This window comes from Novosphingobium sp. BF6, from assembly GCF_058273105.1.
The window spans coordinates 1,733,907-1,746,667 of sequence record NZ_CM177775.1; the positions used below are offsets into that span (position 1 = coordinate 1,733,907).

Consider the following 12,761-nt stretch of genomic DNA (forward strand, 5'->3'; position numbering starts at 1 on the left):
CTACCCATGACCCGTTATTTCTCGCAGGAACACGAGTGGATCGAAATCGAGGGTGACCTCGGCACCGTGGGCATCACCGATTACGCACAGGGCCAGCTGGGCGACATCACCTTCGTCGACCTGCCGGAAGCCGGTGCCGCGTTCGGCAAGGGTGACTCCGTCGCCGTGGTGGACTCGGTGAAGGCCGCTTCGGACGTCTATACCCCGGTTTCGGGCACCATCGCCGAAGCCAACGGCGCGCTGACCGATGAGCCCGAGCTGGTCAACACCCAGGCCGAAACCGGCGGCTGGCTGTTCCGCGTTACTCTGTCGGATGCTTCGGAGCTGGAAGCGCTGATGGATGAAGCGGCTTACAAGGAATATGTCGAAAGCCTCTGACGTCCAGTCCTCCCCGGAACGGGGAGGGGGACCGTCCGAAGGACGGTGGAGGGGACTTCCCCCCAGGCCCAGCACTTGTGCCAGGCCGAGAATCCCCTCCGTCAGCCTTTTCAGGCTGCCACCTCCCCCACGGGGGAGGATAATGAAGCAGGAAACCCCATGCGCTACCTTCCCCTGACTCCGGCCGACCGTGCCGAGATGCTCGGCGTCATCGGCGCCGCCAGCGTCGATGATCTCTTCGTCGATGTGCCCGTCGAAGCCCGCCTTTCCGGCCCGATCGCAGGCCTGCCTGCTCACGCCAGCGAAATGGCGGTGGAGCGGCACATGTCCGCGCTTGCGGCCAAGAACCTCTCGGCCGGGACGGCGCCCTTCTTCATCGGCGCGGGTGCCTATCGCCACCACGTTCCGGCTTCGGTCGATCACCTGATCCAGCGCGGCGAGTTCCTGACCGCCTATACGCCCTACCAGCCGGAAATCGCGCAGGGTACGCTGCAGGTGCTGTTCGAGTTCCAGACACAGGTCGCGCGCCTGTTCGGCACCGATATCGCCAACGCCTCCATGTACGACGGTTCGACCGCGTGCTGGGAAGCCATCCTGATGGCCAGCCGCATCACCCGCAAGGACCGCGCGGTGCTGTCCAGCGGCCTGCACCCGCACTACGCCGAAGTGGTGCGCACGATGGCCAAGTTCACCGAAGACGACATCGTCTCGCTGAAGGCCGAACTGGTGCCGCAGGCCGATGACGCCGCCGTGATCGCCGCGATCGACGACAAGACCTCCTGCGTCGTCGTCCAGTATCCCGACGTGATGGGCCGCATCCCCGATCTGGCCGCGATTGCCGATGCCGCGCATGCCAAGGGCGCGCTGCTGATTGCCGTCGTCACCGAGCCGGTTGCGCTGGGCATGATCGAGGCGCCGGGCGCGCTGGGTGCCGACATCGTCGTGGGCGAAGGCCAGTCGATCGGCGTGGGCCTGCAGTTCGGCGGCCCGTACCTGGGCCTGTTCGGCTGCCGCGAGAAGTTCGTGCGCCAGATGCCGGGCCGTCTCTGCGGCCAGACCGTGGACGCCGAAGGCAAGCGTGGCTTCGTGCTGACGCTCTCCACGCGTGAACAGCACATCCGCCGCGAGAAGGCGACCAGCAATATCTGCACGAATTCAGGGCTTTGCGCGCTGGCTTTCAGCATTCACCTGACCCTGCTGGGCGGTGAAGGCCTGGCCCAGCTTGCCGCCGTGAACCACGACAAGGCGCAGGCGCTGATCGAGCGTCTGGCCAAGGTGCCGGGCGTGAAGGTGCTGAACGACGCCTACTTCAACGAGGCGACCTTGGTGCTGCCGCGCGACGCCCGCGAAGTCGTGCGCGAACTGGCCGACCGAAAGGTGCTGGGCGGCGTCTCGCTCGGCCGCCTGTTCCCCGAGGACAGCGATCTGCATAACGGCCTGCTGGTGACGGCGACCGAGACCGTGACCGACGAGGATATCGAAACCTTTGCCCGTGAGCTTGAAGGAGTGCTGGTATGAACGCGGTAAACGCAAGCGGCTGGCGCCCGAGCATGGGTGAAACCGGTGAGGGCACGACCTTCAAGACCGCCTCGGGCGACTATGGCCTGATGCTGGAGGAAGCGCTCAGCTTCGAACTCGGCTCCTCGGCCAAGTGCGGCGTCGATCTCGATACGCCCAGCCGTCCGGCTGCTGCGGGTCTCTCGAAGTTCCTGCGCAAGGCGGCTCCTGCTCTGCCGGGCCTGACCGAGCCGGAAACCGTGCGCCACTACACCCGCCTGTCGCGCCAGAACTACGCGATCGACCTCGGGCCGTTCCCGCTCGGTTCGTGCACGATGAAGCACAACCCGCGCCTGAACGAGAAGATGGCCCGCCTGCCGGGCTTTGCCGACGTTCACCCGCTCCAGCCGCAGAAGACGGTCGAGGGCGCGCTGGAAGTGATCGAGCAGCTGGCCGACTGGCTGATCACGCTGACCGGCATGGCTTCGGTAGCGATGAGCCCGAAGGCCGGTGCGCATGGCGAGCTCTGCGGCCTGCTCTGCATCCGCGCCGCCCTCGATGCGCGCGGCGAGAAGCGCGACGTGGTGCTGGTGCCGGAAAGTGCCCACGGCACCAACCCGGCGACCGCCGCTTTCGCAGGCTTCAAGGTGCAGTCGATCCCGGCGACGCCGGAAGGCCGCGTCGATGTCGAGGCGCTCAAGGCCAAGCTCGGTCCGAACGTGGCTGGCGTGATGATCACCAATCCCAACACCTGCGGCCTGTTCGAGCCGGAGATGAAGGCGATCGGCGACGCGGTCCATGCGGCGGGCGGCTACGTCTACTGCGACGGCGCCAACTTCAACGCCATCGTCGGCAAGGTGCGCCCGGGTGACCTGGGCGTCGATGCCATGCACATCAACCTGCACAAGACCTTCTCCACCCCGCACGGCGGTGGCGGCCCCGGTGCCGGTCCGGTCGTGCTGTCCGAAGCGCTGGCGCCCTTCGCGCCGCTGCCCTTCGTCAGCCGCGGTGAAGATGGTCGCGTGCATCTCGTCGAAGAGGAAAACGCGGGCGAGGGCCATGCGCAGGCCTTCGGCCGCATGGTCGCCTTCCACGGCCAGATGGGCATGTTCACCCGCGCGCTGACCTACATCCTCAGCCACGGTGCGGACGGCCTGCGCCAGGTTGCCGAGGATGCGGTGCTCAACGCCAACTACGTCCTGCGTTCGTGCGAGGATCTGCTGCCCGCTCCCTTCGCCAAGAGCGGCCCGTGCATGCACGAGGCGCTGTTCAGCGATGCCGGTCTGGCCGAGGGCTTCTCCACGCTGGACATCGCCAAGGGCCTGATCGACGAGGGCTTCCACCCGATGACGGTCTATTTCCCGCTGGTGGTGAAGGGCGCGATGCTGGTCGAGCCGACCGAGACCGAAAGCAAGGCCGGGCTCGACCGCTTCATCGGTTCGCTGCGCAGCCTAGCCCAGCGCGCGAAGGACGGTGACCAGAGCCTGCACAGCGCGCCGCACTTCGCACCGCGTCGCCGGCTTGACGAAACGCTCGCGGCGCGTAAGCCAGTGCTCGTGTGGCAGGGCACTCCGGGTGAGCCGGGAACGCCCTCGCTGAGCGAATTCGGGGGTAGCTGAGCTTATGGGGGGAAACGGATACGCGGCCTGGCTGCCGTTGCTGATATTTGCCGGGATCATGGCCTGGCGCTTTCGCAGCCTTGAAAAGGCCCGGCCGCTCCGTCTCCCCCTGCTCTGGATCGCGCCGGTGATCGTTAGTGCGGCGGTCAGCCTCGCGCTTTACGGAATGCCGCCCAGTCTCTTGGGCTGGAGCGCGCTGGCGGCCGGTTTTGCCATCGGCGCTGGCATCGGCATGCAGCGCTCGCGTCTTATGCGGCTCCACGTCGAGGGCGAGGGGGCCGACGCGCGGGTAATGATGCGTCAGTCGCCTCTGGCGCTACTGCTGCTGCTCGCGGTCTTTGCCGCGCGGCGGATGATCCTGCCGGGCGGCATGGCCATGGGCGCCGCGCACCCGGCTGCGAACGCGCTCATCATGACCGATGCCATGCTGGGCTTCGTGCTGGGCATGGTCGTCGTGAGCCGCCTGATTCTCTGGCAGCGGGCGCGAGGGATGGTGGCCGCGCATATCACCGACAGCTGAAACCTCGGCAGCGACGTTTCTTGAAGAAAAAGCGGCGCGAAACGGAGTTCCGTTTCGCGCCGCTTTTGTCTTGAGCGGGCGCCGACGTTTCGTCAGGTCGCGCGATCGACTGCGTTCGCCGCCGATTCGATGTCCTGGCCAACGCCGCGAACGGTATTGCAGGCCGCTGCAGCGAGCATGAGGCCCGAGACTGCGAGCGCCAGAACCGCTTTCCTGATCATGTCTGCATTACCCTTCCAGAGACGCTCGAAACGAGCGCGTCCAGCCGTCGCTAATCCATTCGGAAATCGAGGGGAAGGGGGCTATGTTCACAACATGCCATGCCGATGCGCCATTACGTCGCATCGGCATGGCATGCGCTTTCTCGTTACTTGATGGCGTCTTCGCCAGCCTGACCGACCGACTGGACGTCCTTTCCGGCGCCCTTGACGGTATTGCAGGCCGATGCCGAAACGACGATGCTGCCAACCACGAGGGCGAGAACGAGTTTCTTGACCATTGTCGGACTCCTTATTCACGCGGGTTCCCGGCATTTCATGCGGGAGCGAAGGGAGCAACTCGCAGTCAGGCGCGCGGTTCCCGCATCATGTTCGGTGCGGCGGGAACGGTTTCTTCCGCAGCGCTTTCGTCGAGCGCTGAAGTGGGCGAAATCCGTTTCGACAAGTGGTGTTCGCGCCAGGTGATGATAAGTCCGGCGGCGATGATGAGCGGCGCGCCGAGCCATGTCGAGGCGGGCGGAAGGTGGCCGAAGATCGTGTAGCCATAGGCCGTCGCCCAGATCAGCGCGGTATAGTCCATGACCACGACGGTGGCGACCGCGCCGTAGCGCAGCGCGGCGGTGATGAGTAGCTGCGCGAGCGTCCCGGCCAGACCTACGGCAACGAGCAGCAGCCAGATATGAGGCTCATGCCGCAGGCCGTAAAACGGCAGGAGGACCGCGGCGAATAGCGAACCGAACAGCGCGAACCAGAACACACAGGCGATCGGTGCCTCGGTTCGGGCGAGGTCGCGAATCTGGAAACTGACCATGGCGATGATCACCCCCGCGCCCAGTCCGGCGGCAAGACCGGCGACGGGAAGCGCTCCGCTCTTACCGCCGATCAGGTCGACGGGCTGGGTGATGATGAGGACGCCGACGAAGCCCAGCACGACCGCCAGCCAGCGCCATGGTCCAACCCGGTCGCGCAGGACCAGAGCGGTGATCAGCACGGCGAAGAGCGGGGCGGTGAAGCCCAGCGTGGTCCCCACCGAAAGCGGCAGCAGCATTGCCGCCGTCACGTTGCAGACAAGACCCAGCGTGCCCGAAGTCGCGCGGAAGGCATGCGAGGAGAGGCGCCGCGTCCTGAGCAGTCCGATATGGCCCGTCGCCAGCAGCCAGCCGGCAATGAGCGGTACGGCCATGGCCTGCCGCCAGAACACCATCTCGGGCACGGAGACGCCGCGCTGGCCTGCCAGTTTGATGAGCATGAACATCGTCGAGAGCATGACCATCGCCGCCAGCCGCAAGGCGATGGCGAACAGGGGGCGATCTCGATGACTTGGGGCGGCGCTCACCGCTCGGGCTTTAACTTCGATGCGGAAGGAGGCAAGGGCGGTTCATGAACGATTCCGATAAGATCATGGCCGCTGTTGGCAGCCTGGCGGCACTCGTGGCTGTCGTGGCCTGGATCGGCGACCGCCGCCGCATGAAGCGCCGTGACCTCGACAGCGTGGGCTTCATGCCGTGGACGTCGGTGTTCTTCTTCGCGCTGATGGCGGCGGTATTGCTGCTCGGTGTCGTCGGCAAGGATCTCTTCAAGGGCTAGGAGGCCCTCAAAGGCAGGCTTCGAGATAGGCCTGGTCGAAACCGAACTGACGCGCCTTTTCCAGCGTGTAGGGGCGCAGGCCGGAACTGCGAAATTCGCCGATGATCTTGCCGTCGTCGGTCTCGTCCAGATACTCGAACTTGAACAGTTCCTGGGTGACGATCACGTCGCCTTCCATGCCGATCACTTCGGTGATGTTGGTGGTGCGGCGCGAACCGTCGCGCAGGCGCTTCACCTGTACGATGATGTCGACCGACTCGGCGATCTGGCGGCTGATGGCTTCCTTGGGGATCTTGATGTCGCCCATCAGGATCATGTTCTCCATACGGCCGAGGCACTCGCGCGGGCTGTTGGCGTGGAGCGTGCACATCGAACCGTCGTGGCCGGTGTTCATCGCGGCGAGCAGGTCGAAGCACTCCGCGCCGCGGATTTCGCCGAGGATGATGCGGTCGGGACGCATACGCAGCGCGTTCTTCACGAGATCGCCGATGGTGATCGCGCCCTGGCCTTCGAGGTTCGGCGGGCGCGTTTCGAGCGGCAGCCAGTGCGGCTGCTGGAGGCGGAGTTCGGCGGCGTCCTCGATGGTCAGCACGCGCTCGCCGGGATCGATCATCTTCGACATCGCATTGAGCATCGTCGTCTTGCCCGAGCCGGTACCGCCTGAGATGACGATGTTCATGCGGCAGGCCCCGGCGATCTTCAGCGCGGTGGCCATCTTCTCGCTCATCGAACCGAAGTCCTTGAGCATGTCGATGGTGATCGGCTTCTCGGAGAACTTGCGGATCGAGATGGCGGTGCCGCGCAGGCTGAGCGGCGGCACGATCACGTTGACGCGGCTGCCGTCCTTGAGGCGGGCGTCGGCCAGCGGCGTGGTTTGGTCGACGCGGCGGCCGACCTGGTTGACGATGCGCTGGGCGATCTGGAACAAGTGCTGCTCATCGCGGAACTTGGTGGGGGCGAGCTGGAGCTTGCCCTTCTTCTCGATGTAGGTCTGGTTCGGGCCGTTGACCATGATATCCGACACGTCGGGATCGTTCAGCAATTCCTCCAACGGACCGAAGCCGAGCAACTCGTCGATCAGCACTTTCTCCAGCGCGAACTGTTCGCGGCGGTTGAAGGTGATCTTCAGCTCGGCGAGGACTTCCATGATGATCGGGCGGAATTCCTCGGACAGTTCGTCCTTGGTCAGCGTCGCGGCGGCCTCGGGGTCGACGCGCTCCAGCAGGCGCGGCAGGACCTGTTCCTTGATCTTGTGGATCGAGGCTTCGAAGCCGCTCTGCTCGGACTGGTTTTCGTGCACGGCATTGGCACGGTCGGCGAGGCGCGACATGGCATCCTCGCGCGCGTTCTGCGGCCCGGTGCGCTCGGGGGGGGGAGGGAAGGGATCGGCCGAAAGTGGAGCGGCTGCTTCCGCGCCTACCTTCAGTGGCTTGGCCACGCCGAACGCGGGCCGGGCGCCTTGGCCCAGGCCGCCCATGCCGCCGCGTCGCCCGAATGCAGTCATCTCGTTATCAACCTTTTCAGCGCCGGGCTTTCAGCCCTTGGCGATGCACCCGTGATAGGCGCAGGATTAAGGTTGAAACTTTGATAACTTCCTAATGCTGAGGTGTGGCGGTGAGGAAGGAATGGTGTCGGTGACGAATGGCGAGGCTGGGCAATGCTGGCTTTGCGGGCGGCCGCTCGGCCGCAAGGTCGAGTGGCATCACCCCGTTCCGAAAAGCCGGGGCGGGCGCGAGGTCGTGCCGCTTCATCCGATCTGCCACCGCATGATCCATGCGACTTTCAGCAATGCCGAACTGGTGCGGATGCCTGCGGCGGCGGGGGCCTTGCTGGAGAAGAACGAAATCCGGCGTTTCGTGCACTGGGTGGCGAGCAAGCCGCCGGACTTTCATGCGCCGACAGCTCGAAGAAAGTGAAGGGCGCAAACGAAAAGGGCGCCGCCGGATGTTCCGGCGACGCCCTTTCGAACGCGATCTACGCGTGGGTCAGCCGACGTGCTCGGCGAGCACGGTCAGGCCCTTGTCACCCACTTCGGCAAAACCGCCGGTGATGCGGATCTCTTCCGGGGCGGCGCCTTCGGTCTTGTAGACCTTGAGCGCGCCGTCGGCGATCGTCGACATGAAGGGCGCATGGCCCTCCAGCACGCCGAACTCGCCTTCGGTGCCGGGGACGACCACCATGTGGACGTCCTCCGAGCGGACGAGCTTCGCCGGCGTGACGAGTTCGAAGTGCAGAGCCATAGTCGTTTCCTTCCGGTCGATCAGGCGTCGGCAGCCAGCTTCTTGGCCTTCTCGACCGCTTCGTCGATGCCGCCGACCATGTAGAAGGCTGCTTCGGGAAGGTGGTCGTACTCGCCTTCGACGACGGCCTTGAACGACTTCACGGTGTCTTCGAGCTGGACGAACTTGCCCGAGATGCCGGTAAAGACTTCCGCGACGTGGAACGGCTGCGACAGGAACTTCTGGATCTTGCGGGCGCGGGCGACGGTGAGCTTATCTTCTTCCGAAAGCTCGTCCATGCCCAGGATCGCGATGATGTCCTGAAGCGACTTGTACTTCTGCAGGGTTTCCTGAACCTTGCGAGCAGTCTCGTAGTGCTCGGCACCGACGACGCGGGGCTCGAGAACGCGCGAGGTCGAGTCAAGCGGGTCGACGGCCGGGTAAATGCCCAGTTCCGAGATGGCGCGGTTCAGCGTGGTCGTTGCGTCCAGGTGGGCGAACGAAGCGGCGGGTGCCGGGTCGGTAAGGTCGTCCGCGGGGACGTAGATCGCCTGGACCGAGGTGATCGAACCCTTGGTGGTCGAGGTGATGCGTTCCTGCAGCTGGCCCATGTCGGTGGCGAGGGTCGGCTGATAGCCCACGGCCGAAGGAATACGGCCGAGCAGAGCCGACACTTCCGCGCCCGCCTGGGTGAAGCGGAAGATGTTGTCGACGAAGAACAGGACGTCCTGACCTTCCTGGTCGCGGAAGTATTCGGCCATGGTCAGGCCCGAGAGAGCGACGCGAGCGCGGGCGCCCGGCGGTTCGTTCATCTGGCCGAACACGAGGGCAACCTTCGAACCGTCCGAGGTGGCGTTGCCTTCGGCGTCCTTGGCGATAACGCCGGCGTCGAGGAACTCGTGGTAGAGGTCGTTGCCTTCACGGGTACGTTCACCGACGCCCGCGAAGACCGAGACGCCGCCGTGGCCCTTGGCGATGTTGTTGATCAGTTCCTGGATGAGAACCGTCTTGCCCACGCCGGCGCCGCCGAACAGGCCGATCTTGCCGCCCTTGGCGTAAGGGGCGAGAAGGTCGATGACCTTGATGCCGGTGACCAGGATCGAGGCTTCGGTCGACTGGTCGATGAAGGCCGGGGCTTCGGCGTGGATCGGGGCGAACATGTCCGAACCGACGGGACCACGCTCGTCGATCGGATCGCCGACGACGTTCATGATGCGGCCGAGGGTCTTCGGGCCGACAGGGACCGAGATCTGCTTGCCGGTGTTGGCGACGGGCTGACCACGGGTCAGGCCATCGGTGCCGTCCATGGCGATGGTGCGGACGGTGTTCTCACCGAGGTGCTGCGCGACTTCGAGAACCAGCTTCTGGCCGTTGTTCTCGGTCTCGAGGGCGGTGAGGATCGCCGGCAGTTCACCTTCGAAGGTGACGTCGACGACGGCGCCGATGATCTGGCTGATCTTGCCAGTGGCGGTCAGGTTTAGCACGGGTGCGGTGGCCATTTTGGTTTCCTTGCCTGCGGTTACTTACAGCGCTTCCGCGCCAGCAATGATTTCAACGAGTTCAGTCGTAATCGCGGCCTGACGGCTGCGGTTGTACTGGATGGTCAGCTTCTTGATCAGGTCGCCCGCGTTGCGCGTCGCGTTGTCCATCGCGGTCATCGACGCACCCTGTTCGGAGGCGGCGTTTTCCAGGAGGGCACCGAAGAGCTGCGTCCGCAGATAGCGCGGCAGCAGAGCGGCGAGGATTTCTTCCTCTTCCGGCTCGTATTCGGTCACGGCGTCGGCACCCGCGGTGGCCGCGACGGCCTTCGGCGCGGGAACGGGGATGATCTGCTGGTCGGTCGGTTCCTGAAGCAGCGCCGAGCGGAACTTCGAGTAGAACAGATGCGCGACGTCGAACTTGCCGTCCTCGTAGAGGGCGACCAGTTCGTTGGCGACGCGTTCCGCTTCGTCGAAGCCGGGGTCACGCACGTCGGTGGTGTCGAACATGTGCGCGATCTGCTTCGGGAACTCGCGGCGCAGCGGCGCGCGGCCCTTGCGACCGACGAGGTAGAACAGGACGGTCTTGCCCTGTGCTTCCAGTTCCTTCGCCTTGAGGCGCGCGGCCTTGACGATGTTCGAGTTGAACGCGCCGCACAGACCCTTGTCCGAGTTGGCGACGACGAGCAGGTGCACCTTGTCGCTACCGGTGCCGGCGAGCAGCTTGGGGCTGTTTTCGCTGACGGTGATCTTGCTCGCGAGCGAGCCCATCACTTCGGCGAGGCGGGCAGCGTAGGGACGCGCGGATTCCGCGGCGGCCTGCGCCTTGCGCAGCTTGGCCGCAGCGACCATCTGCTTGGCCTTGGTGATCTTCTGGGTCGACTTGACCGAGTTGATGCGGCCTTTGAGTTCCTTGAGCGAAGCCACTCAATTTTCTCCATTGGTCATCCCAGCGAAAGCTGGGACCGTTGGCAACCAAGCAAAGCCTGGCCGAGAACTGCCCCGGCTTGCACCGGGGCGGCCCAGATCAGGCGAACTGCTTGGCGAAAGCGTCGAGCGCGGCCTTGGTCTTGCTCTTGGCTTCGTCGCCGAAGTCCTTGGTCGTGCGGATCAGCGCGAGGACGTCGGCATGCTGTTCGTGCATGAAGTCGAGCATTTCGGCTTCGTATTCGGTGACCTTAGCAACCGGCAGGTTGTCGAGGTAGCCGTTGGTGCCGGCGAAGATCGACACGGTCTGCTCTTCGAACTTCAGCGGCGAGAACTGCTTCTGCTTGAGCAGCTCGGTCAGGCGCGCACCGCGGTTGAGGAGCTTCTGGGTCGAGGCGTCGAGGTCCGAACCGAACTGGGCGAAGGCCGCCATTTCGCGGTACTGCGCCAGCTCCAGCTTGATCGAGCCGGCAACCTTCTTCATCGCCTTGGTCTGGGCCGAGCCGCCGACGCGCGACACCGAAAGACCGACGTTGATGGCCGGACGGATGCCCTGGTAGAACAGGCCGGTTTCAAGGAAGATCTGGCCGTCGGTGATCGAGATCACGTTGGTCGGAATGTAGGCCGACACGTCGCCCGCCTGGGTTTCGATGATCGGCAGCGCGGTGAGCGAGCCGTTACCGTTCTCGTCGTTCATCTTCGCAGCGCGCTCAAGCAGGCGGCTGTGGAGATAGAACACGTCGCCCGGATAGGCTTCGCGGCCCGGAGGACGACGCAGCAGCAGCGACATCTGACGGTAGGCGACGGCCTGCTTCGAAAGGTCGTCGTAGACGATCACGGCGTGCATCGCGTTGTCGCGGAAGAACTCGCCCATCGCGGCGCCGGTGTAGGGCGCGAGGTACTGCAGCGGAGCGGGCTCCGAAGCGGTGGCGGCGATGACGATGGAGTATTCCATCGCGCCGTTTTCTTCGAGCTGACGCACGATCTGCGCCACGGTCGAGCGCTTCTGGCCGACGGCGACGTAGATGCAGTAGAGCTTCTTGGACTCGTCGTCGCCTGCGTTCGCTTCCTTCTGGTTGATGAAGGTGTCGATGGCGACGGCGGTCTTGCCGGTCTGACGGTCACCGATGATCAGCTCGCGCTGGCCGCGGCCCACGGGAACGAGCGCGTCGATCGCCTTGAGGCCGGTCTGCACGGGTTCGTGCACCGACTTGCGCGGGATGATACCGGGAGCCTTGGCTTCGACGCGGGCGCGCTTTTCAGCGACGATCGGGCCCTTGCCGTCGATCGGGTTGCCGAGAGCGTCCACCACGCGGCCCAGCAGGCCCTTGCCGACGGGAACGTCGACGATGGTGTTGGTGCGCTTGACGCTGTCGCCTTCCTTGATCTCGGCGTCGGAGCCGAAGATCACGACGCCGACGTTGTCGGCTTCGAGGTTGAGCGCCATGCCCTGCACGCCGTTGGCGAACTCGACCATTTCGCCGGCCTGGACCTTGTCGAGGCCGTGGATGCGGGCGATGCCGTCACCGACCGACAGAACCGAGCCGACTTCGGAAACCTGGGCTTCGGTGCCGAAGCTGGCGATCTGGTCCTTGATGACCTTCGAGATTTCTGCTGCGCGGATATCCATTGTTCTGCCTTTCTTAGCCCTTCATGGCCTGGGCGAGCGAATTGAGACGAGTGCGGATCGAGCTGTCGATACGCTTGGACCCGATGGTCACGACGAGGCCGCCGAGCAGGTCGGGGTCGACGCTGGTCCTGACCTTGACCTTGCGGCCCTCGCGCAGTTCCAGCTTCTGGCGCAGTTCCTCGACCTGCTGGTCGGTCAGCGCGTGAGCGGACGTGACTTCGGCGGTCGATTCGCCGCGCTGGGCGGCAGCGATCGAAGCGAAGGCGCGAATGATCTCGGGCAGGGCGGCCAGACGGCGGTTGCCCGCCAGAACGCCCAGGAAGTTCTTGGTCAGCGGCGCGAGGCCGAGGACGTCGGAAACGGCGTCGATAGCCGCACCGGCAGCCTTGCGGCTGATTTCGGGGTTGCGAATCAGCTCGGCCAGATCGGCGCTTTCGCTGATGGCGAGGGCGATCTTGTCGAGGTCGGATTCGACCGTCGTTACGATGCCGTTCTCGCTGGCAAGATCAAACAGCGCCGAAGCGTAGCGTCCTTGCAAGCTGGCCTTGATGCCGCCGGAATTCTCCACGCGTGTCCTATCCTTACATCGGGTGGGCTGGGACACTTTGGGGCGCACGACAATGACGTGCCCCCCGGCCCGCAGACGGGGCGCGCATAGCGACGATAGTGTCATGATGCAAGCTGTGGG

Annotated in this window: 15 protein-coding genes; 6 read left to right on the plus strand and 9 right to left on the minus strand. The window is 65.0% G+C overall.

From position 1 onward, the window contains the following. The first annotated feature begins 6 nt into the window (after positions 1–6). The 4 genes from gcvH to AC4D6D_RS08580 all read left to right on the plus strand — a co-directional run bounded on the left by gcvH (position 7) and on the right by AC4D6D_RS08580 (position 4,014). Complete coding sequence (gcvH, locus tag AC4D6D_RS08565) at positions 7–378, plus strand: glycine cleavage system protein GcvH (RefSeq protein ID WP_491324947.1); 372 nt, start codon at positions 7–9, stop codon at positions 376–378. A 159-nt stretch (positions 379–537) separates the two neighbouring features. Beyond that, positions 538–1,896 carry an aminomethyl-transferring glycine dehydrogenase subunit GcvPA gene (gene gcvPA / locus AC4D6D_RS08570; protein WP_491324948.1) on the plus strand — a complete coding sequence of 453 codons (1,359 nt, stop codon included), beginning with the start codon at positions 538–540 and terminating at the stop codon, positions 1,894–1,896. Then, the gene (gcvPB, locus tag AC4D6D_RS08575) at positions 1,893–3,494 is read left to right on the plus strand and encodes an aminomethyl-transferring glycine dehydrogenase subunit GcvPB (protein ID WP_491324949.1); all 1,602 of its coding nucleotides are present in this window, start codon (positions 1,893–1,895) and stop codon (positions 3,492–3,494) included. The genes gcvPA and gcvPB overlap by 4 nt, the downstream gene beginning before the upstream one ends. 58 nt (positions 3,495–3,552) lie before the next feature. Then, positions 3,553–4,014: a CcdC protein domain-containing protein gene (locus tag AC4D6D_RS08580; RefSeq protein ID WP_491324950.1), complete on the plus strand. Its 462-nt coding sequence runs from the start codon at positions 3,553–3,555 to the stop codon at positions 4,012–4,014. Between the two features lie 92 nt (positions 4,015–4,106). Here the strand turns inward: AC4D6D_RS08580 and AC4D6D_RS08585 are convergent, their stop codons facing one another. From AC4D6D_RS08585 to AC4D6D_RS08595, 3 genes are all read right to left on the minus strand, one after another. Next, positions 4,107–4,235 (minus strand): hypothetical protein, encoded by a 129-nt coding sequence (locus AC4D6D_RS08585; RefSeq protein WP_491324951.1) that lies wholly within the window; start codon positions 4,233–4,235, stop codon positions 4,107–4,109. A gap of 146 nt (positions 4,236–4,381) precedes the next feature. Next, complete coding sequence (locus tag AC4D6D_RS08590) at positions 4,382–4,513, minus strand: entericidin A/B family lipoprotein (RefSeq protein WP_147219672.1); 132 nt, start codon at positions 4,511–4,513, stop codon at positions 4,382–4,384. A 65-nt stretch (positions 4,514–4,578) separates the two neighbouring features. Next, positions 4,579–5,568, minus strand: a complete 990-nt coding sequence (locus tag AC4D6D_RS08595; protein ID WP_491324952.1) for a DMT family transporter — start codon at positions 5,566–5,568, stop codon at positions 4,579–4,581. 44 nt (positions 5,569–5,612) lie between these two features. Between AC4D6D_RS08595 and AC4D6D_RS08600 the strand changes: the two genes are divergently transcribed. Next, positions 5,613–5,819: a hypothetical protein gene (locus AC4D6D_RS08600; protein WP_147219671.1), complete on the plus strand. Its 207-nt coding sequence runs from the start codon at positions 5,613–5,615 to the stop codon at positions 5,817–5,819. 7 nt (positions 5,820–5,826) lie between these two features. Here AC4D6D_RS08600 and AC4D6D_RS08605 read toward each other — a convergent pair whose 3' ends face one another. Next, a complete protein-coding gene (locus AC4D6D_RS08605; protein ID WP_491324953.1) occupies positions 5,827–7,323 on the minus strand; it encodes a TadA family conjugal transfer-associated ATPase in 1,497 nt (498 codons plus the stop codon). 121 nt (positions 7,324–7,444) lie between these two features. On the opposite strand from AC4D6D_RS08605, the gene AC4D6D_RS08610 reads away from it, so the two are divergent. Next, positions 7,445–7,735: an HNH endonuclease gene (locus AC4D6D_RS08610; RefSeq protein WP_491324954.1), complete on the plus strand. Its 291-nt coding sequence runs from the start codon at positions 7,445–7,447 to the stop codon at positions 7,733–7,735. 69 nt (positions 7,736–7,804) lie between these two features. Here the strand turns inward: AC4D6D_RS08610 and AC4D6D_RS08615 are convergent, their stop codons facing one another. The 5 genes from AC4D6D_RS08615 to AC4D6D_RS08635 form a co-directional block, all read right to left on the minus strand. Next, complete coding sequence (locus tag AC4D6D_RS08615; protein WP_147219668.1) at positions 7,805–8,059, minus strand: ATP synthase F1 subunit epsilon; 255 nt, start codon at positions 8,057–8,059, stop codon at positions 7,805–7,807. 20 nt (positions 8,060–8,079) lie between these two features. Beyond that, entirely contained in the window at positions 8,080–9,537 is a 1,458-nt protein-coding gene (gene atpD / locus AC4D6D_RS08620; protein WP_491324955.1) for a F0F1 ATP synthase subunit beta, read from the minus strand. A 24-nt stretch (positions 9,538–9,561) separates the two neighbouring features. Continuing rightward, entirely contained in the window at positions 9,562–10,443 is an 882-nt protein-coding gene (locus tag AC4D6D_RS08625) for a F0F1 ATP synthase subunit gamma (RefSeq protein ID WP_147219666.1), read from the minus strand. A gap of 100 nt (positions 10,444–10,543) precedes the next feature. Next, positions 10,544–12,073 (minus strand): F0F1 ATP synthase subunit alpha, encoded by a 1,530-nt coding sequence (gene atpA, locus AC4D6D_RS08630; RefSeq protein ID WP_147219665.1) that lies wholly within the window; start codon positions 12,071–12,073, stop codon positions 10,544–10,546. A 13-nt stretch (positions 12,074–12,086) separates the two neighbouring features. Next, positions 12,087–12,641, minus strand: a complete 555-nt coding sequence (locus tag AC4D6D_RS08635; RefSeq protein ID WP_491324956.1) for a F0F1 ATP synthase subunit delta — start codon at positions 12,639–12,641, stop codon at positions 12,087–12,089. Between the last annotated feature and the right edge of the window lie 120 nt (positions 12,642–12,761).

What these genes read in the sequence shown, in the direction of transcription:
- AC4D6D_RS08590 (WP_147219672.1), bottom strand. Translation starts at nt 4,513, where the DNA reads ATGGTCAAGAAACTCGTTCTCGCCCTCGTGGTTGGCAGCATCGTCGTT.
- AC4D6D_RS08605 (WP_491324953.1), bottom strand. Translation starts at nt 7,323, where the DNA reads ATGACTGCATTCGGGCGACGCGGCGGCATGGGCGGCCTGGGCCAAGGC.
- atpA (WP_147219665.1), bottom strand. Translation starts at nt 12,073, where the DNA reads ATGGATATCCGCGCAGCAGAAATCTCGAAGGTCATCAAGGACCAGATC.
- gcvPB (WP_491324949.1), top strand. Translation starts at nt 1,893, where the DNA reads ATGAACGCGGTAAACGCAAGCGGCTGGCGCCCGAGCATGGGTGAAACC.
- AC4D6D_RS08580 (WP_491324950.1), top strand. Translation starts at nt 3,553, where the DNA reads ATGGCCTGGCGCTTTCGCAGCCTTGAAAAGGCCCGGCCGCTCCGTCTC.
- AC4D6D_RS08600 (WP_147219671.1), top strand. Translation starts at nt 5,613, where the DNA reads ATGAACGATTCCGATAAGATCATGGCCGCTGTTGGCAGCCTGGCGGCA.
- atpD (WP_491324955.1), bottom strand. Translation starts at nt 9,537, where the DNA reads ATGGCCACCGCACCCGTGCTAAACCTGACCGCCACTGGCAAGATCAGC.
- AC4D6D_RS08610 (WP_491324954.1), top strand. Translation starts at nt 7,445, where the DNA reads ATGGTGTCGGTGACGAATGGCGAGGCTGGGCAATGCTGGCTTTGCGGG.
- AC4D6D_RS08615 (WP_147219668.1), bottom strand. Translation starts at nt 8,059, where the DNA reads ATGGCTCTGCACTTCGAACTCGTCACGCCGGCGAAGCTCGTCCGCTCG.
- gcvH (WP_491324947.1), top strand. Translation starts at nt 7, where the DNA reads ATGACCCGTTATTTCTCGCAGGAACACGAGTGGATCGAAATCGAGGGT.
- gcvPA (WP_491324948.1), top strand. Translation starts at nt 538, where the DNA reads ATGCGCTACCTTCCCCTGACTCCGGCCGACCGTGCCGAGATGCTCGGC.
- AC4D6D_RS08585 (WP_491324951.1), bottom strand. Translation starts at nt 4,235, where the DNA reads ATGATCAGGAAAGCGGTTCTGGCGCTCGCAGTCTCGGGCCTCATGCTC.